The organism is Sphingobacterium sp. R2 (assembly GCF_040760075.1).
Taxonomy (GTDB): domain Bacteria; phylum Bacteroidota; class Bacteroidia; order Sphingobacteriales; family Sphingobacteriaceae; genus Sphingobacterium.
On record NZ_CP142884.1, the window covers coordinates 4,777,451 to 4,798,750 of the forward strand.

General features: G+C 41.2%; 20 protein-coding genes and 1 riboswitch. Of the genes, 12 read left to right on the plus strand and 8 right to left on the minus strand.

From position 1 onward, the window contains the following. The first annotated feature begins 15 nt into the window (after positions 1-15). From VXM68_RS20190 to VXM68_RS20240, 11 genes are all read left to right on the plus strand, one after another. Complete coding sequence (locus VXM68_RS20190) at positions 16-645, plus strand: Crp/Fnr family transcriptional regulator (protein WP_294182782.1); 630 nt, start codon at positions 16-18, stop codon at positions 643-645. 60 nt (positions 646-705) lie between these two features. Continuing rightward, complete coding sequence (locus VXM68_RS20195; protein ID WP_367209811.1) at positions 706-1,551, plus strand: NAD(P)-dependent oxidoreductase; 846 nt, start codon at positions 706-708, stop codon at positions 1,549-1,551. A gap of 119 nt (positions 1,552-1,670) precedes the next feature. After that, positions 1,671-2,414 carry a dienelactone hydrolase family protein gene (locus VXM68_RS20200; protein ID WP_294182787.1) on the plus strand — a complete coding sequence of 248 codons (744 nt, stop codon included), beginning with the start codon at positions 1,671-1,673 and terminating at the stop codon, positions 2,412-2,414. A gap of 33 nt (positions 2,415-2,447) precedes the next feature. Further along, positions 2,448-3,698: a hypothetical protein gene (locus tag VXM68_RS20205; RefSeq protein WP_367209812.1), complete on the plus strand. Its 1,251-nt coding sequence runs from the start codon at positions 2,448-2,450 to the stop codon at positions 3,696-3,698. A gap of 124 nt (positions 3,699-3,822) precedes the next feature. Further along, positions 3,823-4,665, plus strand: coding sequence for a VanW family protein (locus VXM68_RS20210; RefSeq protein WP_294182789.1), 843 nt, complete (start codon positions 3,823-3,825; stop codon positions 4,663-4,665). Positions 4,666-4,728: 63 nt separating this feature from the next. Beyond that, positions 4,729-4,821, plus strand: a riboswitch (TPP riboswitch). 82 nt (positions 4,822-4,903) lie between these two features. Then, positions 4,904-5,707, plus strand: a complete 804-nt coding sequence (thiM, locus tag VXM68_RS20215; RefSeq protein WP_293954611.1) for a hydroxyethylthiazole kinase — start codon at positions 4,904-4,906, stop codon at positions 5,705-5,707. Beyond that, positions 5,697-6,329 carry a thiamine phosphate synthase gene (gene thiE, locus VXM68_RS20220; protein ID WP_367209813.1) on the plus strand — a complete coding sequence of 211 codons (633 nt, stop codon included), beginning with the start codon at positions 5,697-5,699 and terminating at the stop codon, positions 6,327-6,329. Before thiM ends, thiE begins: the two co-directional genes overlap by 11 nt. Then, positions 6,326-7,165 (plus strand): bifunctional hydroxymethylpyrimidine kinase/phosphomethylpyrimidine kinase, encoded by an 840-nt coding sequence (thiD, locus tag VXM68_RS20225; protein WP_367209814.1) that lies wholly within the window; start codon positions 6,326-6,328, stop codon positions 7,163-7,165. The genes thiE and thiD overlap by 4 nt, the downstream gene beginning before the upstream one ends. Further along, on the plus strand, positions 7,152-7,808 hold the full coding sequence (gene tenA, locus VXM68_RS20230; protein ID WP_367209815.1) for a thiaminase II: 657 nt from the start codon (positions 7,152-7,154) through the stop codon (positions 7,806-7,808). Before thiD ends, tenA begins: the two co-directional genes overlap by 14 nt. Positions 7,809-8,057: 249 nt before the next feature. Further along, the gene (locus VXM68_RS20235) at positions 8,058-8,801 is read left to right on the plus strand and encodes a DUF2807 domain-containing protein (protein ID WP_367209816.1); all 744 of its coding nucleotides are present in this window, start codon (positions 8,058-8,060) and stop codon (positions 8,799-8,801) included. Between the two features lie 283 nt (positions 8,802-9,084). Then, entirely contained in the window at positions 9,085-9,663 is a 579-nt protein-coding gene (locus VXM68_RS20240; RefSeq protein ID WP_367209817.1) for a DUF1572 family protein, read from the plus strand. 98 nt (positions 9,664-9,761) lie between these two features. On the opposite strand, the gene katG is transcribed toward VXM68_RS20240, so the two are convergent. The 5 genes from katG to VXM68_RS20265 form a co-directional block, all read right to left on the minus strand. Continuing rightward, the gene (katG, locus tag VXM68_RS20245; RefSeq protein WP_367209818.1) at positions 9,762-12,041 is read right to left on the minus strand and encodes a catalase/peroxidase HPI; all 2,280 of its coding nucleotides are present in this window, start codon (positions 12,039-12,041) and stop codon (positions 9,762-9,764) included. Positions 12,042-12,342: 301 nt separating this feature from the next. Then, a complete protein-coding gene (locus VXM68_RS20250; RefSeq protein WP_312330508.1) occupies positions 12,343-12,798 on the minus strand; it encodes an Hsp20/alpha crystallin family protein in 456 nt (151 codons plus the stop codon). A 79-nt stretch (positions 12,799-12,877) separates the two neighbouring features. Next, positions 12,878-13,201: a hypothetical protein gene (locus tag VXM68_RS20255; RefSeq protein ID WP_294182801.1), complete on the minus strand. Its 324-nt coding sequence runs from the start codon at positions 13,199-13,201 to the stop codon at positions 12,878-12,880. 200 nt (positions 13,202-13,401) lie between these two features. After that, positions 13,402-13,740 carry a hypothetical protein gene (locus tag VXM68_RS20260; protein ID WP_075993453.1) on the minus strand — a complete coding sequence of 113 codons (339 nt, stop codon included), beginning with the start codon at positions 13,738-13,740 and terminating at the stop codon, positions 13,402-13,404. A 12-nt stretch (positions 13,741-13,752) separates the two neighbouring features. Beyond that, positions 13,753-14,310, minus strand: coding sequence for an RNA polymerase sigma factor (locus VXM68_RS20265; protein WP_293954602.1), 558 nt, complete (start codon positions 14,308-14,310; stop codon positions 13,753-13,755). A 319-nt stretch (positions 14,311-14,629) separates the two neighbouring features. Here VXM68_RS20265 and VXM68_RS20270 point away from each other — a divergent pair, with 319 nt between their 5' ends. Next, entirely contained in the window at positions 14,630-15,571 is a 942-nt protein-coding gene (locus VXM68_RS20270) for an alpha/beta fold hydrolase (RefSeq protein WP_294182805.1), read from the plus strand. A gap of 147 nt (positions 15,572-15,718) precedes the next feature. On the opposite strand, the gene VXM68_RS20275 is transcribed toward VXM68_RS20270, so the two are convergent. The 3 genes from VXM68_RS20275 to VXM68_RS20285 all read right to left on the minus strand — a co-directional run bounded on the left by VXM68_RS20275 (position 15,719) and on the right by VXM68_RS20285 (position 21,270). Then, positions 15,719-16,819 carry a family 43 glycosylhydrolase gene (locus VXM68_RS20275; RefSeq protein ID WP_367209819.1) on the minus strand — a complete coding sequence of 367 codons (1,101 nt, stop codon included), beginning with the start codon at positions 16,817-16,819 and terminating at the stop codon, positions 15,719-15,721. A gap of 41 nt (positions 16,820-16,860) precedes the next feature. Beyond that, the gene (locus tag VXM68_RS20280) at positions 16,861-19,335 is read right to left on the minus strand and encodes a DUF4965 domain-containing protein (protein WP_367209820.1); all 2,475 of its coding nucleotides are present in this window, start codon (positions 19,333-19,335) and stop codon (positions 16,861-16,863) included. 90 nt (positions 19,336-19,425) lie between these two features. After that, complete coding sequence (locus tag VXM68_RS20285) at positions 19,426-21,270, minus strand: glycoside hydrolase family 2 protein (protein ID WP_367209821.1); 1,845 nt, start codon at positions 21,268-21,270, stop codon at positions 19,426-19,428. Between the last annotated feature and the right edge of the window lie 30 nt (positions 21,271-21,300).

Sequence of the window (21,300 nt, forward strand, 5' to 3'; positions counted from 1 at the left end):
ACTAATTTAAAAAATATGTTATCCATAGAACAAGCTTATACAGGCATTCTTGAACCGGAATTAATCGTTGAAATAGCTAAAAACGCGCATATGAAAACCTTCCGTGAAGGGGATCTCATCATTGATACCAATCAATATATCAGGGCGATGCCTCTCCTCTTGGATGGAGCAATCAAAATTGTCCGGGAGGATGAAGATAAAGGCGAATTGTTGCTCTACTACCTGGAAAAAGGTCAAACCTGTACAATGTCAATAGCCTGTTGCCTCGGGAATAAAAAAAGTGAAATTCGTGCGCTCGCAGAAAAAACAACGACTGTAGCCATGATTCCAAATGAGCTTGTCAACCTTTGGATGGGAAAATACCCTTCCTGGCGAAATTTCATCATATCAAGCTATTCAAGCCGGATGGACGAAATGTTACAAGCTGTTGATAGTCTAGCTTTTTCCAACATGGAAGAACGCATCATCAATTATTTGAAAGCCAAAGTGAAGCTGAATGACGACCGAATCCTCACCCTCACGCATCAGGATATCGCTTCCGATTTAAATACATCCCGAGTCGTTGTCTCCCGAATTTTAAAAAAACTCGAACATGAAGATAAAATAGTGCTGCTACGTAACGAAATTAGGGTATTGGTGGAATAAGCAAAACATTTGTATCTTTAGTTATACGTAAATTTCAAGAGCAATTAATGTAATTTTTAGATGAAGATAGAAAAATTAGGATTTATAGGATTAGGAAACATGGGGTATCCCATGGCTAAAAATCTAGAAAAAGCAGGATTCCCCCTTTCTGTTTACAATAGAAACAAGGCTAAAGCAGCAAGCTTTGAAGAGCAATCAATTATCAGCGAAGATATAGGTGAATTAGTCGATCATAGCGACATTATATTTTCCATGCTCACCAATGATGAAGCAGTCAGCGAAGTATACGAAAAAATCCTGCAAAGGGAGATCAAGGGCAAATTATTTGTCGATATGAGTACAATCTCACGCGAACGCTCTATTTCTATTGCATCGAAATTAAAAGAAAAAGGCGGTGCATTTATTGATGCGCCTGTAGCAGGCAGTACTAAACCAGCGGCTGAAGGTACCCTTATTATTATGGTTGGTGGCGAATCAGAAGATGTTCATCGCGCTAGACCTTACCTTGAGCAAATGGGCAAATCGATCAAACATCTTGGTAAAAATGGCCAAGGGATCTCCGCCAAACTTGCCATAAATTATTTTCTATCCACCATTTATCAAGGGCTTGCGGAAACAATCCTGTTTTCAGACAAATTAGGCGTTAGTCGAGGCCAAATGCTCGAAATCATCAACGATAGTGCCAGCGGCAGTGGGGCAACAAAAGTGAAAACACCATTATTGGTGGAAGAAAACTACAGTCCTGCATTCGCGCTAGACCTTATGCTGAAAGATATTCGACTGGCCCAACAAGCCGGTGCTGACTATCCCCTCCTCCAGACTTTACTCGAAACCTACGGGAAAGCACACGATCAAGGTCTCGGACAGCTCGATGTTATTGGTATCATTGAATCCATCAAGTCGTAACTTCAGGTTGGCGACAGCGGAAAAAAATGTACATTTAAAATTATATTTAGTTGAGATGGACTCCAAATTGGGTTCATTTTTGATCACACAAAATAATAAGTGGAACAAATTCTTTACAGATGAAAACAGTTATGACACTATTGATGCTTACTATGGTCACCATGACTACGCAGGCCCAACAATTAAAACAGGTTTCTTACCAGGATGGTGAACAGAAACTCAACGGCATGGTAACCGCCAATACGGCAAAAAAAGGCCCAGCTGTTTTAATTCTTCCAGCATGGAAAGGAATTGACAACGAAGCGAAACAAGCCGCATTACAACTTGAAAAAGAAGGGTACATCGCGTTCATTGCCGACATCTACGGTGAAGGGAATATCCCCTCCGACAACACCGCCGCTTCGAAAATTGCCAGCCACTACAAGACAGACTATAAAGCTTATCAGCATCGCATAATGCTCGCATTGGAACAACTGAAAAAAGAGGGTGCGGATCCCAGCAAGATTGCTGTCATTGGCTATTGCTTTGGAGGTACGGGCGCGCTCGAAGCCGCAAGAGCGGATTTACCCGTCAATGCGGTGGTCAGTATCCATGGCGGCCTATCCAAAGCTGCCGACAGACCCAATGGTTCGATCAAAACAAAAGTACTCATTGAGCACCCAGCAGCCGATAAAAGTGTATCAAAAGAAGATTACGATGGGTTGGTCAAGGAATTAAATGAAGGAAAAGCAGACTGGCAAATAATTACCTACGCAAATTCTGGACATACGTTTACGAATCCCGAGTCAGCCGAATATAACCCCGTAATGGCTAAACGTGCCTGGGAGCACACCTTATTATTTTTGAAAGAAGTATTAAATTAAATAGAAAAATCAACAACAGCAATATCGACCCAAATGAATTGTAACGCGAAACTGCACATTTATCAGATTATCATTCAGTTGTTGATATTGCTGTTATATAGTCCCAGCGCGGCATCGCAAACAGTAAAATCGCTAACAATAGCTAGCCCAACGCATGCAGTTCTTTTTGTAACCAATGAGTCCGATAAATCAACTGATTTCATCATGCGTCTACACGAAAAAAATGCTGCTGAGATTTTCAAACTAGTGCCTTTTAGCACAACAAAGTTATTGGTCACAAAAACCGATGCAAAAAAACTCACATTCATCGTTAAAAATCACCAATGGACTATCGACGTATTGTCATTGAAGCAACGTCAAGCCATGATCTTGTTTGATGGATTAGCCAAACCCAAGATCATATACGATAGTAATACCTATCTGGCAGCAGCCAAACCGTTATTAAACACCAGCACACAAATTGCATCAACGAAAGCTTCGGCACAATATAATGCCTCACATTTCTTTGACTCAATCGCACAAGTTCAATTTATTCCATCCGGGCAATATGCAGCGGCTATTATCGCAAATCCCGCTCTTCCTCTTTATTACAGTCAGCGTAAGAAGATATGTGACGGCACTTATGTAATGCAGCAGTTTTCGGACGAAAATGCGGTGCAATCCGGTGCAATGATGACGACGGTATATGAAGAAGGCAAAGAGATCACATCGAACAATCTTTCCGGGGGAAATAATTATTACAACAAAAGATGCTATAATCAATTCGGACTTATCGACTCCATACAGTACCTTCAAAATAGTAAATGGAGCAGCAGTACAATTTACCGGTATCTCCCAAATGCCATTGTTTCCTACGATCCTACATTTGAATCGGCGATAATTTATCACTTGAACAGTAAACTTCAGGTTATAAAAAGTGAATCCATTCATTTTGTCTATCAACGGAGAGACTGGACCATTTACAGTTATGATCAACAGAATCGAATTACTGAAGAGATTTCGGGCAGAAATGATCAAAGAGAAAGTCGCGTCCGCTATCAGTATGATAGTCCGGAAACAAGTGACTATTCGCTACGTCAAACCTTCGATCAAAGCGATCGACTGACAGCTGAAATCAAGCGATCCTACCGAGCCAACGAAACGATTGATGAGTTTTATTATGAGGGTGTATTACAACAAAAATCAATTGTAAAAGACCGCGGCAACTGTGCCTTTGAAAATCTAGTATACAACAAGGAGGGACAGTTAACGGCAAAGTACATACAGGTAAGGAAAACCAACTAAACAAACTGAAAAACTGCGCTAAACTCCGGAAATAAGATTCTTGACTTTGATAAAAAATATGCGACAAAATACGGCTAAAAACACATTTCTGCACTAATTTTGATAGCGATACAAAAACGTCAAATTGAGAAAAAGAAAACTGATCAGTCAACGCCATCCCATACTCTACTTTTTTGCGGTATGGGTAAGAAGAGTACAAAGAAAAGTCATCTGGCTAATTGACAACAAAAAATACAGCACAGCTAAATCAGCTGAAAAACTTCCCTTTCGTATTAAGAAGCATCAGTCTGTCTTATTAAAAAAACTGGGCGAAAATAATATGCAATTGCAGATTAACAAAGTTACCAACCTGAAAATTGCAGCTGCACAGATTAATAGCATTCTGATCAGACCGGAGGAAACCTTTTCATTTTGTAAACTCGTTGGACTACCCACTGTAAAAAAAGGATATCTGCCTGGAATGGAGTTATCCTTTGGTGAAGCAAGAGCGGGTATTGGCGGTGGAATCTGTCAAATATCCAACCTCATCCATTGGCTTGTTATCCATAGTCCACTCACCGTCAACGAACGTTATCACCACTCTTTTGACCCTTTTCCGGACGATGGCCGTGTATTGCCATTCGGTAGTGGAGCTACCGTCTTTTATAATTATCGCGATTATCAGTTCACCAACAACACGCCTTACACCTTTCAAATAAACCTCTGGTTTACAGACAAATGTTTAGAGGGTGAATTAAGAATTGATCAAGAACTTGACTTTGCCTATCATGTCTTTGAAAAAGAACATCAATTTCTTAAAATTGACAATCAGTTCTTTCGTAAAAATGAGATTTGGCGCGAGAAGTTTTTAAAATTTCAGGGTGGAAAGATTTTGGAAACCGAACTTTTGACCAAAAATTTTGCCCGGGTTACCTATACCCCTGTTGAATATATTGAAATTAGTGCCGATCAAAATACGGTCGATTAATTCAACAAGCTAAGTGATCGAAAAATGACGGATATGAAAAGTCCACTTTTTTGTTTAAGTTTGGTTTGGCTTTGGGGGTATTCTGTATAGAATTGAGATAGTCCCTTTGAACCTGATTCGGTTTATACCGGCGTAGGGAAAAGCAAAAATCCACTGTACAGCATACTCCTTTACTGCACAGGCTATCGCTCTTCTTCCCGCCAAGGCCATACAGTACATCTTAGCATATGTAAAAGGAATGGAAGATTCAATTATCAATTTATTAGAGCAGCTGAGGGTCGAAAAACCCCTCGTACACAACATCACAAACCTCGTTGTGATGAACAATACTGCCAACGCACTTTTAGCCCTAGGAGCGTCCCCTGTGATGGTACACAGTCCATTAGAAGTACGCGAGGTTGTCGATATTGCACAAGCTCTTGTCATTAATATCGGCACCTTGAGTGAAGCTACTGCCGAAGCTATGCTGGTTGCTACCGAACATGCCAATACCATTGGACGTCCATGGGTACTTGATCCTGTTGGTGCTGGGATATCAGCATTCCGCAATGATTTATTATCCAATCTACTGGATCTCAAACCAACGGTTATTCGTGGAAATGCATCAGAAATCATGACGCTGTACAATTTCAACCAACCGAACACAAAGGGAGTCGACAGCACGACAGCCAGTAAAGATGCCCTCCGATTTGGCCAATTATTACAAGAGCAAACCGGCTCAATTATCTGTATTTCTGGAGAAGTAGACTATATCCTTTCGGAAGAATACCGGGTTGAAGTCTATAATGGTCACCCTTTAATGACGCAAGTTACCGGACTTGGCTGCAGCGCTACTGCACTCATCGGGGCATTTTTAGGTGTTACGGACCACTATTTTGAAGCAGCTGTTGCCGGTGTATCCATTTTGAGCTTAGCGGGAGAACGCGCTGCCCAAACCGCAGCTGGCCCAGGTAGCCTGCAGTTAAATCTCTATGATGAACTCTATCAGCTCAATGCAGAACGTCTAAAATCAACGCTCAAGATCAAACGCTATGCGCATTAATCCGCTGTTTCCCTACCCTTTATATTTAGTCATTTCTGAGCGCGACTGTTATCCTCAAAATTGGCTAAATGTCGCTGAAGAGGCCATTATTGGTGGAGTCGATCTTATACAATTGCGCGAAAAAGCTGACGATCCGGCCACATTTTTGGATAAAGCCATCCGTTTAAAAAAACTGACCGATCATTATGGTATTCCGCTCGTGATCAATGATTCCGTAGCAATCGCTGCCCAAATCGAGGCATGGGGAGTACATGTGGGTCAAAATGATGTGCAGCCGCTCGCAATTCGCGAAAAATATGGCGACAAATTGACTATTGGCTGGTCCATAGAAGACATGCAACAACTGGAAAGTCAACAAATGTGCGCTGTCGACCACCTTGGTGTAAGCCCTATTTTTTCAACGAGAACAAAAGTGGATACGATAACCGAATGGGGAATTTCGGGTTTAAAGCAACTTAGGAATAGGACGGAAAAACCATTGATTGCAATCGGCAGCATGAATTTGCAAACCGCTGAACAGGCTTGGAAAGCAGGTGCAGACTCCATTGCAGTCGTTTCGGCCATCTGCCGAAGCCAAGACCCCAGACAGGCCAGTGCACAACTAAAAGAACTATTAAAATGACAAAAGATAAAAAATACAGGGTCCCTACCGTACTCAGCATTGCGGGGTTCGATGGTAGTGGTGGAGCAGGTATACAGGCAGACACCAAAACGATATCTGCATTAGGCTGTTATGCCATGAATGTATTAACCGCCCTGCCAGTACAGAATACACAAGGTGTAAGAAATATTTATGAAATCCCTACTGCAGCCGTCAGGGATCAATTGGATGCGATTTTTGATGATATCTATCCCGACGCAATCAAAATAGGGATGGTACACAATATTGAACTTGTGAAGCTTATTAGCAGCTATTTAAAAGAATATAAAGGGCCTATCGTCTTTGATCCAGTCATGGTGTCAACGAGTGGACACAAGCTCATTCATGATGATACAATTCAGGCCTGCATTGAACTTCTTTTTCCTTTAGCAACGCTGATTACACCAAATTTAGATGAGGTAGGTGTCCTGGTAGACGAAGTTATAGACAATGTCCTGAAGATGGAAAAAGCGGGAAATACCCTACTGGCAAAAGGCTGTCAATCCGTTTTGATTAAAGGTGGACATCTCCGTAGTCAAGAGCTAACATCGCTATTATTCCAGCACAAGAGCGCTCCGATTGAATTCAAATCCCAAAAAATCAACAGCAAAAATACACATGGTTCGGGTTGTTCGCTTTCCTCAGCAATTGCAAGCCAATTAGCACAGGGTATTAGCCTCGATAAAGCCGTAGAGTTCGCATTGGCCTATATACACGCAGCAATAGCCGGTAGTAAAGATCTTCTTATTGGCAAAGGAAATGGGCCATTAAATCACTTCCATAACCCACTTAAACTTATTCAATATGAACTGGACTGATCAAGCCTGGGATTCTATAACAACTATTTATTCAGATATACTTGCCATGCCGTTTATCGTTCAGCTTAGCGATGGTAGTCTCCCCTTGGATAAATTTCAATTTTACATGCGGCAGGACGCTTTCTATTTAGAAGAATTTGGCCGCGTACTCGCCTTTATAGGTGCAAAAAGCATAGACAACCAACAGGCATTGGATTATTTTGAATTTGGTCGTAATGCACTTCTTGTTGAAAGCGCGCTACACGAAAATTATTTTCGGGAATTTGGTCTAAGTGCTGCCGACGAGAGCAACAAGATCGAACCAACCTGCCATCATTATGTCCATTTTCTTAAAAGCGTAGCCGCTTTCGAGAGCGTCGAGGTCGCTATGGCGGCAACACTCCCCTGTTTTTGGATTTATAAGGAGGTCGGAGATCACATTGTATCGACAGCAAATACACAGGGAAATCCCTATTCCAAATGGATAGAAACCTATAGCGGTGATGATTTTGCACAGGGAGTGATCAAGGCCAAAAACTATGTTGACAAAATTGCTGCAGAAACTACTGCAACAAAACGGGAGAAGATGCGACAAGTATTTATAACAGCTTCCCAATTAGAGTATCAATTCTGGTTAGCAGCCTACAAACGAAGGGTATGGTAAACAAACTATTGTCCGATACCGAACAGTTGATGTTCAAAAATGAGCATTAACGAAAATAGCACTCAGGAACAAAACTAGTGTTAATCAGTATTTTAAACGGATTTAAAGTTTTGGCATTACTATTATACTATAGGTAGCAGTTAACGATAGAGCGTGTGCATAAGTGCATAAGCACATAAGAAACGATAAAAAGGGAAATTAAAATGAAACTTTCAGTAACAATAAATTTAAACTAATAACAGAAAAATAATGAAAAGAATCTTAACCATTGCCTTTATTTCATTTTTATATGTAGCTCAGGCACAAGAACGCGAAACACGTAAAATCACTGCTCCAGATGGCATTTCATCGGCAACTTCATTACGTGTAGATTATATTCATTCTAATCGCAACGAGGTTGTTGTTGAGGCTGATAATCCCGAGCATTTATCCCTTATCGAAACGACCGTAAAAAACGGCACATTGTACGTTCAGTATAAAAGAAATACGCAAATTAGAAATGCGAGAAACAATCGCGTAATTGTTTACTCAAGCAAGATACCAACACGTTTTGCGGCGTCTTCTAGCAGTTCAATTCATACTGATGAAACAATTAAGGCCGATAAAATTTCTGTCGACGTATCTTCTTCAGCAAGCATATCCCTTAAAAGATTAATTGCGGATGATATAAGCCTTTCAACAAGTTCTTCGAGTAGTTTAACAACGAATGTGAGCAGTAAAAATTTGCAGGTATCTGCAAGTAGTTCGTCCAGCCAAGACATTTCAGGAAGTGCTTCAAATTTAAATTTGAATACCAACTCATCGGCATCGGTTGATATGAGCCGCTTCTCGACAACAAATGCCCAAATACAAGCGAATTCGTCTGCCAATGTAACGCTCAGCGTGAAAGAAAACTTACAAGGAAAAGTTTCTACGTCTGCGAAAATTGTATTAAAAAATCAACCCAAAAATGTCCAGGTTGACAAATCAACTAGCGGCAAAGTAGTTATGTAATTTTTAGTGTGGTCTTGAAAAAGACTGTTTATTTATGTTTAATGTTTAGTTAGCAAAAAAGGTGGTACTTCCCCGGTATCACCTTTGCTTTTATTGACCTGTTTACTCACACTTCTCCTTCTCCTTCTAAATTTACACATTCATCACCTGAAAAAAAGCAGTATTAGGAAATTAGTAAGAACGATAACACCACCAAATTTCTGCTCAAAAAAAACTATTTTCGGTCTCGGTTTCACGACATTTTTGTATATTAATATCATATAAATGACAAACTTTCGGCGTAATGGATAATTTCTTAGCGACTTGTATAAAGCAATTTAAATATTATAAATCATTGGGTGATAAAACATTTACACAATTAAGCACTGAACAGCTCTTTTGGCATCCAAATGATTCAAGCAATAGCATTGCATTAATTGTAAAACATTTAGGTGGAAATATGCTTTCCCGTTGGACGGATTTTCTCAGCACAGATGGTGAAAAAGAAAATAGGAACCGGGATCAGGAATTTGAGAACACCTGGACAGATCGCGATGAGCTTATTACCTATTGGAATGCTGGATGGGCGTGTCTATTCCAAGCAATTGAATCGCTCGGAGAAGAAGATCTCGCTAAAATCATCTATATCCGTAATCAAGGACATACCGTCCTGGAAGCGATCTTGCGGCAACTCGCACATTATCCTTACCACATCGGGAAGATTCTCTATATCGGGAAAATATGTTTGGTTGATAAATGGTCCTCATTATCGATACCTAAAGGGCACTCCCTTTCCTATAATGAGGAGAAATTCAGACAGAAAAAGCAACAGCAGCATTTCACCTCCGAATTTCTGCAGGAAGACCGGAACACTACACCTTAATATTAAGATATAATCAGGACTGGTATGTTTTTACCGGCCCTGATTGTAAAGTAATTGAAATCTTAAAATACGATGATCGATTAAATTGTTAAGTCGTATTAGCGATGTAAATCAAAACGATCCAACTCCATCACTTTATTCCATGCCTTCACAAAATCTTGTACAAATTTTTCGTTTGCATCGGCACTGCCATATATCTCGGCAACGGCTCTTAATTCAGCATTCGAACCAAAAACAAGGTCTGCTCTTCCTGCTTCCCATTTTTTTATACCAGTTTTACGATCTGATCCTTCAAAAACTTCCCGATCTGGAGAGATTGCTTTCCAAGCTGTTCCCATATCCAATAGATTAACAAAAAAGTCATTGGTCAGTTGGCCAGGTCGGTCAGTCATTACGCCTAGTTGAGAACCATCAAAATTGGCTTGAAGAGCACGCATCCCGCCAATAAGAACAGTCAATTCAGGAACAGATAAGGTTAACAACTGCGCCCGATCAATCAATAACGACTCCGTAGACACGGTATAAGCGCCTTTGCGATAGTTTCTAAATCCATCCGCAATTGGCTCAAGATAACCCATGGATTCCACATCCGTTTGCTCCTGCGTCGCATCCATACGCCCAGGATGAAACGGTACTTTGATATTATGCCCTGCAGCACGAGCTGCCTGCTCTATCGCGGCTACACCGCCCAAGACAATTAAGTCTGCCAATGAAATTTTTTTATCGCCCTGTTGTTTTCCATTAAAATCTTGCTGAATCTGCTCCAGCGCAGTAAGAACTTTTTGCAGTTGCGCCGGATTATTAACTTGCCAATACCGCTGCGGAGCCAAACGTATTCTAGCGCCATTTGCACCACCTCTCATATCCGACCCACGGAAGGTAGACGCTGAAGCCCAGGCTGTCGTTACGAGCTCGGCAGTGCTAAGTCCCGCGTTCAATAGGGCGGATTTCAATATACTAATGTCATCCGCATCGACCAAAACATGATCGACAGCAGGAATAGGATCTTGCCACAATAATTCCTCAGCAGGAACTTCGGCCCCCAAATAACGCTCTCTTGGTCCCAAATCACGGTGTGTTAATTTAAACCAGGCGCGAGAAAATGCATCAGCAAACGCATCTTGATCTTCGTAAAATTTACGCGAGATCTTTTCATAGATTGGATCAAAACGCAACGATAAATCTGTGGTCAGCATCGTTGGTCTGCGCTTTTTATTGGGATCAAAAGGATCGGGAATAGTCGAATCGGCTCCTTTCGCGACCCATTGGTGTGCTCCTGCAGGGCTTTTTGTCAATTCCCATTCATGCTCAAACAGATTTTTAAAGAAGAGATTGGTCCACTCTGTCGGTTTTTGTGTCCAAATGACCTCCAGTCCGCTGGTAATAGCATCAGCTCCCACCCCACTGCCATAAGTGCTTTTCCAACCAAGGCTTTGTTGTTCTATTCCAGCAGCTTCTGGTTCTTTTCCAACATTGTCGGCAGGCCCTGCGCCGTGAGTTTTCCCAAAAGTATGTCCTCCAGCAATCAAAGCCACAGTTTCCTCATCATTCATAGCCATCCGACCAAAAGTATCCCTTATGTCTTTTGCTGCAGCAATCGGATCAGGATTTCCATCCGGTCCTTCCGGATTCACATAAATCAATCCCATTTGTACCGCTGCCAATGGTTTTTCAAGATTGCGGGTGTGTAATTTACCGTCTGCATCGTCATCGGCCGAGAGCACACCATGCGACTTCATTACGCCTTCCGAACCATCGGCATAACGGATATCTCCGCCCAACCATGTGGTCTCAGACCCCCAATATACATCCAATTCTGGTTCAAAAGAATCGACGCGCCCACCGGAATAACCGAAAGTTTTGAAGCCCATAGACTCTAGCGCAACATTACCCGTTAATATCATTAAATCTGCCCAAGAAATATTCTTACCATATTTTTGTTTGATAGGCCACAACAGGCGACGCGCTTTATCTAGACTCACATTATCTGGCCAGCTATTTAGAGGTGCAAAGCGCTGTTGACCAGATCCTGCGCCGCCCCTACCATCGCTTACCCGGTAAGTTCCTGCACTATGCCATGCCATCCGGATGAATAATGGACCATAATGTCCAAAATCTGCCGGCCACCATTCCTGAGAATCAGTCATCAATGCATGTAAATCTTTTTTTACAGCTTCCAAGTCTAGTTGTTTAAACGCTTCTGCATAATCAAAGTCTACGTCCATCGGGTTTGACTTGCTCGCATGTTGTCTCAACAGGTCTACACGTAATCTATCTGGCCACCAATCTTGATTTTGAGTTCCACCTCCTGCGACCGAATTGCGCATCGTACCATTGTGAAATGGGCATTTGCTAATGTCTTTTTCGTTATTGTCCATATTAAAAGAAAGTTTTTTTATATAATACCCTAATTGATCAAATTGTTTGATTTCAACTTTCATAAAAGTACATAAATGCAGTCGAACCGCTCCATCGAATGATTTGATAAACTATAGATAAAATTTATATTACAACAAAAACACTATCTGCATGAATGATAATAGCTTTTCAACTTTTTAAGCTTCGTATAATGGAAAGTGGTATGGTAAACATTTGGAGAAATAAAAAAGGACAGCCAATTTCTATATGCTGCCCTTTTTCAAAATCAGCTCAAATACTGATTTACGTTTACTATTGTTATTAATCAATAACAACCTCTTGTGGTCTCGCTACCTTTTCGAGATCTTTTGGGAGAATGACCGTCAACACCCCATCCTCAAAACTGGCATGTACATTATCTGTAAGCACCTGTTCATTTAATTGGAATTCACGCTCAAATGCTAATCCATCTTCCTCTTTATAAATATAATCTACGGAATTGTCTTGTATATTCGCTGTACATGAAATTTTAAGCACTCCTTCTTGTATGGTGACTTGGAATTGTTCTTTCTTGCGACCAGCAGCAAAAAGCTGTACTTCAAAGAATTCTTGATTCTCAACAATATTTACAGGAAAAAACTGCTGTCTCCGTGCGCTTTGCAGGGGTTCGTCATCAAAAAAATGCTGCTGAAATTTTTCAAAACGGTCCTTAAAATGCTTTCCACAAAATTTATCATGATTTGAATATCCGCTGCTGTAATTATCTCTTTTAAACATATCTTTAATTTTTAATTTTGAATACTAAATGTAAATTGATGATCGCAGGATTGCATTGGCAATTGCGATACTGCAACTATTAATAAACAGGAACTATTGTTGATTTCTTGGAACGTCTTTTTGCATTTAACGGCACGATCGCTACGACTGTATCATAGTGACGCTGAACATTCGGGCGTACTGGGGCGGCGTCCAGTTGGAAAGCCCGCCGATCTCTCCGGCGCATTCTTGCTGCGGCAAAGGTTACTATACCAAACAGCACTGTTCCAAACAACAAGAGTTTAAAGATCGTCCCAATAATTAGCGTTGCTAATCCGGCTATTGCCGTAAGCACGATCAGGCGCGGCAATATAAATTGAAGTTTATTTTTCATTTGAATACATATTTTTTTAAAGGTTTCCATCAGTACACATCTTTATCTGTCTGAAATTGTACTTCTTCTTGACCTTCATATTTGTAATTAATTATTGTAGCCAACATCCATTCTGACAGAACATCGCGTTCTGCTATTTCCTTAGCATCAGGATACCGACATAAAAAAAGGCGCCTTTATAGAAGAAGACGCCCAACAACAGTTTTTACTTTAAAATTTTTATTCTTTTTTTAGAATCCACATCGTCCTCCAAAACGACGCTTCCATTCTTCCCGCAACCGCTCCCTTTCCTCATCGGAAAGATCTTCTCCTTTTTCCATCTGACGCGGAAAACCTTTTCGAAATCTCCCCCCTCCAGGTTTACCAAAACCCCTGCCGAACAGAATTCTTGACAAAACAAAGAGTCCTAATGCCTGCCAATAGGTAATTGTTTTTAAATTGAAAATATCAACCATTAATGTATTCCATAAATATTGTAGTAAGGCTACCAACAAAAAAACACCAATGATAATAGCGACAAACATAAAAGCGAATTTACCCTTTCGCTGTCTATTCATTCTTCCATTCATAGCTTAATCCTTTTAAAATTTTAATTCTTCATACAAACTCCGCAACCGTACTCTCAGATGCTTCACTGCATACCCTTTGCGACTAATGATGGTCTTTAAATGCTCATTTTCCATCACGGCAATTTCTTGAAGCGTTTTGTCTTCCAATTCATTCAACATAAAAACCCGTCTTTGTTTTTCTGGCAGTTCGTCCAATGCTTTCATCAGTTCATCCCAAAAAATATCCTTAAATAATTTTAGCTCGGGATTGTTGGAGTCATCAGCTAAAAGAAACTGACGGATAGGAAATGAACGCTCACTATCATCGTCGCCTGCGATCAGATCATCAAGTGATTCACTTTTCTTTTTTCGATAGCTGTCGGTAATTTTATTGCGTGTAACGGCATAAAGCCAGGCCCCAGCATTCTCCAGTTCATCCATATTGGTCAAACGGCTAAATTGATACCAAACTTCCTGTAAGATATCCTCTGCATCCTCAGTTTTCTTTACTTTCCCCTTAACAAAACGCAGCAGCTGACTCCCATAAGTCTTAACGGTATCCGTAAATGATCTGGAATTTTTCTCTGCCATATGATTTTGGTATGCAATGTCCATAGCAGCCTAGACGAACCAGCAAAACTTTTACTTTAAATTATTTACATCAATCTCTTCCCGCTCACTCCGCATCATGAACAACATGTCAGTTTTATCTTCTTGTTTCGTATACACTTTGTATAGTCTAAATTAAGTAAAATCTAAAAAAATATGTATAAACCACAAAATTAATCGCGTTACTCTTTTTGTCTCAGCTTTAGGCAATATGCGTAATGTTCTTGAGAGCTATAAAGAGATACTGACCTTGCAAATTCCATTAATTTGTCTTAGTTTAAAATAAATAACAAAACGCATCATGAATAGGTTATCGTCAGGTTTTTATGCCATTCATACGGCAGAAAATAAGTATAAAATTTCGTATAACTTTTACGAGCCTACAGATCCTCCTGTAGTGGCTACGATTCTTATCGTCCACGGTATGCAAGAGCATAGCGGTCGGTATCAAGAATTGGCCAATTATCTGGCTACACAGCATTTTGCGATTTTAACCTACGATCAATTGGGCCATGGAAAGACAGCTCTAGATGCGGATCAATTGGGGTATTTTCAACAGCATAGGGCTAAGGAGCAACTCATTAATGACGCCATTACAATGAGTAATTTCTTGCGAGAAACATATCCGCAACTGCCTCAATTTATTTTAGGGCATTCCATGGGATCTTTTGTTACACGTTGCGTGTTACAGAAAAAAGGAATACAATTTAAGGGGGCCATTATCGTGGGTTCAGGCCAACGTCAAAAAGGTTCAACAGCTTTTCGCCTTTTACTCACGCTGCTCAATAGTATTGCCCCCAAAAGAAGAAGCAAATTGATTAACCGTATTTTTGACAAACGCAACAATGCTCGCTTCAAGAACGAGCCCAACCAAAATAACAGCAATTGGTTAAGCGTAAGCAAGACAAACCGTATTTCATTTTTGGAAGATCCACTTTGTGGGGGATTGTTTACCAACAATGGATTTCATACCGTGCTGGAACTTTCCTTGCAAGCGACAGATATCGAAGCTACCAAGAATATCCCCAAAAATCTACCAATTGTATTTATCAGCGGACAGAATGATCCAATTGGAGATTTTGGAATGGGCGTTGAAAAGAGCGTAGCGCAGTTAAGTGCACAGGGGCAGACCGATATAACCATTAAATTATATGCAGGCATGCGGCATGAAATTTTAAATGAAGACTGCAAAATGGAGGTATTCCAGTTCATCAGTACCTGGCTTCATCGCCATTTAGTTTAGTTTCCGGCTGTAATATTTTCGAATAGGCTCATCTAACTATTTAAAGACCAATTAAGCTAAAAAAATCAACACTAGCAAACTAATCACCATACCCGCCCCTATTCCGTTGCACAACGCTGGGCGATCAGATGCTAGCTATTGAAAATTCTATTTAAAATTAAACGTTGGGGGACGTTGCGCTGCAACACTGCTGGTTGCCCCTTCAATTTTGGGCCAGTCCTTATCCCAGATAATCTGATCCAAAAATAGCATCCGGCGATTTCCCCCTGTAGCCACGCGAGGCCGCTTTGGGTCCATGCCATGATAGAGTATCCAATCTTTTCCCTTATCGTCTGTAATAATGCGCGAAGTATGACCTGTCCCCACAAATTGATCATTTCCCTTTAATAACAACGTTCCACTCCCCCGCTGTGCAAGATTACGGCCCTCTTGATCGATATAAGGTCCCTTCAGCTTGCGGGAGCGCCCTACAAGAACATGATAACTGCTTTTTTCTCCTTCGCAACAGGAACCTTTGGATCCGATAAAGTAGTAATATCCCTTACGTTTATGGATCACGACAGCTTCAAAATCCCCAGCAGCAACTTTAAATTTTTTATTTAAATCGGGTACCGCGGTCCCATTTTCATCGAGTTCAACACCATATGTACCCTGCGTATTCGCATCACTAAAACTACCCCAGAACAGATAATTCTGCCCATTTTCTGTAAAAAAATAAGGGTCTATTGAATTCGGTACATCGATCTCCTTGCTATCAAAAAGTTTACCTTGATCGATAAAGGGGCCTTCCGGTCTATCTGCTAGGGCTACACCGATACCGGGGTTGGGGTCTCCCCATGTTGAATAAGCATAATATAAGATATACTTTCCATTTAACCTCACCACATCTGGTGCCCAGATTCCCCCCTCGGCTTTCCAGCTCGGTTTTGAGCTGAAGGCCGTGCCAATCCAGGTCCAATGAGCAAGATCAGCCGATTGTAGAATAGACACCAAACGCTGTCCCTTTCCGTCACCCCAATTGTCGGCTGTCCCGTATGCATAGAACATTTTGCTCTGAGGATCTCTAACGACTGTAGGATCAGCAAGTATAGGCTCAAAAACCGGATTGCTGTAGCTCTTATACTGAGCCGTAGCATTTGTCATTTGCCCAGACTGCTTGACTGAACCTGGAGAGCTTCCGCAGGAGCTCAACAAGTTCAGTACGACAACTCCGCCGATCCAATATCTGAACAACATTGCATTCAACATCTTATTATTTTTTTATATTATTTTCTTCATCACAGGAAAAGCTAATTTGCTTTTCCCAATTTCTCTTCCAACATTTTGATAAAATAGCCCCCAACAACGGATCTTGCTTTAAATCCAGCTCTCTTAAGACGATCTGTATACGTCCAATCCGACATGGGAACACGGTCTGTTGTTTCATTCATAAAATGGTAGACTGGCTTTAAAAATGCCTCAAAGGTAGGCTTGTCATTTGCCATGGTCGCCGTCCAAATAATCCAATCGGTTTTGGTATAAGGCTGACGATTGTCCAGGGGAAGTCCGTATTTATTTTGTTTGCCGAGATAGTATTTAATTTCAGTTTCACGAATAGAGGGGTCAAAAATCTCCATCTTAAGCAATTTATCCCAGACCATATTATACTTTTGGCTCCAGGTTCCGGTTTTATCAAAAGTCAGCTTATAGTGATCCCCATCTTCAGCCATCTCTTTCCATTTCATAGCCATTGCTTTTGCTTCGGTCAGATACTTTTTCGCTGTAGCCTCTTCACCAAGCATTTGGGCTAGATAACCGTAAGATGCAATACCTAAAATAGCTTTAATTGATAAATTGGCATTATGTGCAAAATGGCCCGCGAAATCATCTGTGCACAACTGATTTTCAGGGTCAAGACCTTTATCTACTAAATAATCTACCCAGATGGACAACACTTTCCAATGTTTTTTGGCATAAGCTGCATTTCCTTCGACCTTCGCTAAAGCATAAGTTAATATCAACATATTTCCCGATTCTTCGACAGGCATATCCCCACCGTAAGTTTGGCCATTCGCCAAAGGATAGGTCCCAACATCATGCGCAGCAAAAGGTTTTGTCCACTTATTGCTTTCACTGTAATAAAAAATGGCATTCATTAGTGCTTTTGCCAGTTCCGGATTATAGTAAAGGAAAATCGGAGCCGAAGGATAGGTTACATCAACAGTTCCTATTGACCCATTGCTATCATTTTCTTTTGACAGTAAAAGCAGGTCGCCATTGGGTGCTTTTACAAGTTTATGGGCGGCGATTGCCTGTCTATAGGCCAAGGCACATAATGCAGCATAGTCCTCACCTCCGTTACGCAAAGCTGTACCCCATAATTCGGCATCAAATTTATCAGCAGCCTTTTTGAGAGCCGTATATTCTTTGTCGGCCAGTTCAAATTGTTTCTCAATGGAACTATTTCCATTGGTATTCCAATAAGGTCGTAAATTTTGTCCAAAATATTGGATGGAATATAGGTCATCATACCCCAACAAGATCTTATCCTGGTAGCTTGATGAGACATCAAAAGTTTGCATCAGTGCCAATTGTTGTCCTCCATTTGAAGAAGAGCTATTTTCACTCTTCAGAAAATTAGACCGTAATTGATGGCTACTTCCGACCGCGGACTTTGTCTTTGATTTTGCACCAGCCATATAGAAATACCCCCAATCTATCCGTAGATCGTCACCTTTCCTTCCTAGAACCTGCTGGCTTTTGCTTCCTGTCTTTACAAACTGGAGATTTCCTGAAACAAAGGAACTGCTTGCAGCATCTTGAAGTGGAGAATTCAGTGCCCAATTTGGTGCTGCCTCCAAATAAAGTTGCACCTGGTGTTTCTTGCCATCCTTCGCATGGACCGTATAGGAAAGATAATTTACGGGTCTAGCCATTAAGTCCAATTTATCCAGAAACATCGGTGCAGTAAATGTAATATTTAAATCGACCGGCCCGCAATTAAACGAATAATGTGTTTGTGTTGCCTGCACATTGGAAGCGATCTGCTTCGCTTCATTGTCAAATTGAATACTACCTTCTTTTTCTGTAAAGAGTCCAAAATCAAAATATCCATTCGCTACCCTATTATAGCAATAACCCGCGAGTATATTTTTTCCTTTCTTTAATGTTTTTACGACATGATCGGGCAGCTTGACCCGACTATTTTTACCTGTCGAATTGCCTGTATTAACAACCTCAATCCCGTTGACGTACAAAATAGCGTCATCGTCATGTGTAAATTCGATATATACGGATTTGCCCGTAAGATCCTCACTCAGTTCAACTTCCCTTCTAACCCAAATTTTAGGTTCCTGCCAATCAGTCTCCACATTGGGTTCTTTATCCTTGGTACCGAATGGCGCTGCCCCCGTCTTCCATTGCCGTGCATCAAATGAAGGTTTCATCCAGTCCGGGGCGGGTTCATTGACAACATAACTTCCGGTCCAAGCCGCATGTTCACCCAGCCGTGCCAAAGGCAAGAGTTCAGCTTCTTCTTTACCCAAGAAGCGATAGGATTTCCCATCCACTTTAAGGACGCCCAATAAGGGGAAGGATTTTCCGGTCCAATGGCGTACAACATCCGCATTCAATTCGTTGCTATAGGACCAGGCACTTGTATTGGGGTCAATTGTTACTAAAGGATAGGCAGGCGCGCGAAGATCATTCTTAAAGACTTGTTTTTGTGCAAACGACGATACCGATTGACATACAATAGCCGTTGCAATTAGTAATTTTAATTTCATTGATTTTGTATAAAATAGGTTTAGGTTGACAGGTATATTTTCAGCGATAAATTTAGGCCGCAACCCGAGTTGCGACCATATCGCTATCAATTATTTGGTTGGTGCATGATAAAGCGCCTGATGTGCAGCGTTCAATTCTGCTTCAGGCATTTTGACAACTTTACGATCATAGGTCATCAAACCATTTGTTTCTACTTCCACATCTGTTGTCTGTGTATAAACAGCGGCAGACAATCCCATAGGAATTAGACGTGTCAAGTCATGGATCAGGCGTTTATAGCGCTCCAATAATTCCGTTTTATTTTTAAAACTTTGGTATCCCCAGTTGTCTTTCTGCTGCCAGGAGTGCCCATCGATCGGTAATCCCAGGCCACCAAATTCACCCAAAGCAAGCACTTGTTTGGCGCCGAATAAATTTGGATCAGGCATGGCTGCATCGGGATAATTATGGATATCCAAGATATGTCCAGTTTCCATAAAATTACCACCGCTGGCACTATTGACGAGTCTTGAAGGGTCATTGGCCATTGTCCATTCCGTTATTTCCTTCGTTTTGAATTGCCCCCAAGCCTCATTAAACGGCACCCAGATGACAATACTTGGGTAGTTATGCAACACTTCCATAATGGTTTTCCATTCTTTTCTGTAGTACCCCTCAGATTCCTGCGAACGTACTTTATCCCGATTACCGCCAGAAATCTTTCCCGGTTGCATATCCCAATGGTTTCCGCCAAGATCACCACTAGGCATATCTTGCCAGACCAGCATACCTATACTATCACAGTAACGGTACCAGCGCGCCGGTTCTACTTTGATATGTTTACGGATCATATTGAATCCCATTTCCTTTGTTTTGACAACATCAAACTTCAGCGCTTCATCCGTTGGCGCTGTATGTAGACCATCTGGCCACCAGCCTTGATCCAATGGACCATATTGGAAGGTAAACTTATTGTTTAACATTAAACGTTGAACGCCATTTTCGTCTTTCTGCATGGCTATTTTCCGCATGGCAAAATAGCTTTTCGCCTGATCTACGACTTTTCCTTTTCGAATCAGCTGAATTTCTAGATCATAGAGCTTCGGGTTACTTGGCGACCATGGCTCCAGATTAGGTACCGAAAGATCGAAAGATGTATTCGGTTGTCCGGTTTGTTCTTTAATAACCTTTCCGCCATCCAATGCACGCACCTTTATTTCGTCACCGACTTGACTTCCTTCTACCGAAGCCTGAAAGGCCAAGACTCCATCGTCCAGACGCGGCGTCTGTTTGGTACGCACGATGTACGTTTGGGGGACACTTTCTAACCAAACGGTCTGCCAAATTCCTGTCACTGGTGTATACCATATACCATTCGGCTTGTTCACCTGTTTACCCCGTGGTTGTGGACCATCATCAGTCGGATCCCATACCCGAATGGCTATTTCCTGTTTCGCTCCTTTCTTTAGGAAGCTTGTCACATCCATCGAAAATGGATCAAATCCACCTTCATGTCTTCCGACCAATTGGTTATTTACATACACATCACATTGCCAATCTACGGCACCGAAATGCAACAGGACCTTATTTTTATGGACAGATTTGTCCAATGTTATAGTATTATTATACCATAAGGCTTTATCTTTCCCGACCTCTTTACCAACACCGGACAATGCCGATTCAATAGCAAAAGGAACAAGGATATTTCCGTCCCATTGACGAGGAATCTCTTTAGTACCTACTGGAGTGACAGCATATTTCCATAGCCCATTTAAATTCTGCCAGTTATTGGTTCTGGTTATTTGTGGTCTTGGATATTCAGGATGTGGCTTTTGTGCCGTTACTTTCTCGCCCCAAGGGGTTAATATATGTGACCCTGCGGGTTTCCAATCCTGAGCAAAGTTCAATTGTGCTGCCATCATCAAACTGGCAAAAAGTAAGGTTTTCTTCATCATAAAAAATCGTTAAGTCATTTATTTATATCG

What these genes read in the sequence shown, in the direction of transcription:
- VXM68_RS20260 (WP_075993453.1), bottom strand. Translation starts at nt 13,740, where the DNA reads ATGAATGGAAGAATGAATAGACAGCGAAAGGGTAAATTCGCTTTTATG.
- VXM68_RS20205 (WP_367209812.1), top strand. Translation starts at nt 2,448, where the DNA reads ATGAATTGTAACGCGAAACTGCACATTTATCAGATTATCATTCAGTTG.
- VXM68_RS20270 (WP_294182805.1), top strand. Translation starts at nt 14,630, where the DNA reads ATGAATAGGTTATCGTCAGGTTTTTATGCCATTCATACGGCAGAAAAT.
- VXM68_RS20285 (WP_367209821.1), bottom strand. Translation starts at nt 21,270, where the DNA reads ATGATGAAGAAAACCTTACTTTTTGCCAGTTTGATGATGGCAGCACAA.
- VXM68_RS20275 (WP_367209819.1), bottom strand. Translation starts at nt 16,819, where the DNA reads ATGTTGAATGCAATGTTGTTCAGATATTGGATCGGCGGAGTTGTCGTA.
- VXM68_RS20265 (WP_293954602.1), bottom strand. Translation starts at nt 14,310, where the DNA reads ATGGCAGAGAAAAATTCCAGATCATTTACGGATACCGTTAAGACTTAT.
- VXM68_RS20280 (WP_367209820.1), bottom strand. Translation starts at nt 19,335, where the DNA reads ATGAAATTAAAATTACTAATTGCAACGGCTATTGTATGTCAATCGGTA.
- thiE (WP_367209813.1), top strand. Translation starts at nt 5,697, where the DNA reads ATGCGCATTAATCCGCTGTTTCCCTACCCTTTATATTTAGTCATTTCT.
- VXM68_RS20200 (WP_294182787.1), top strand. Translation starts at nt 1,671, where the DNA reads ATGAAAACAGTTATGACACTATTGATGCTTACTATGGTCACCATGACT.
- VXM68_RS20255 (WP_294182801.1), bottom strand. Translation starts at nt 13,201, where the DNA reads ATGGAAACCTTTAAAAAAATATGTATTCAAATGAAAAATAAACTTCAA.
- VXM68_RS20240 (WP_367209817.1), top strand. Translation starts at nt 9,085, where the DNA reads ATGGATAATTTCTTAGCGACTTGTATAAAGCAATTTAAATATTATAAA.
- thiM (WP_293954611.1), top strand. Translation starts at nt 4,904, where the DNA reads ATGGAAGATTCAATTATCAATTTATTAGAGCAGCTGAGGGTCGAAAAA.
- VXM68_RS20250 (WP_312330508.1), bottom strand. Translation starts at nt 12,798, where the DNA reads ATGTTTAAAAGAGATAATTACAGCAGCGGATATTCAAATCATGATAAA.
- VXM68_RS20195 (WP_367209811.1), top strand. Translation starts at nt 706, where the DNA reads ATGAAGATAGAAAAATTAGGATTTATAGGATTAGGAAACATGGGGTAT.
- VXM68_RS20235 (WP_367209816.1), top strand. Translation starts at nt 8,058, where the DNA reads ATGAAAAGAATCTTAACCATTGCCTTTATTTCATTTTTATATGTAGCT.
- katG (WP_367209818.1), bottom strand. Translation starts at nt 12,041, where the DNA reads ATGGACAATAACGAAAAAGACATTAGCAAATGCCCATTTCACAATGGT.
- thiD (WP_367209814.1), top strand. Translation starts at nt 6,326, where the DNA reads ATGACAAAAGATAAAAAATACAGGGTCCCTACCGTACTCAGCATTGCG.
- VXM68_RS20190 (WP_294182782.1), top strand. Translation starts at nt 16, where the DNA reads ATGTTATCCATAGAACAAGCTTATACAGGCATTCTTGAACCGGAATTA.
- tenA (WP_367209815.1), top strand. Translation starts at nt 7,152, where the DNA reads ATGAACTGGACTGATCAAGCCTGGGATTCTATAACAACTATTTATTCA.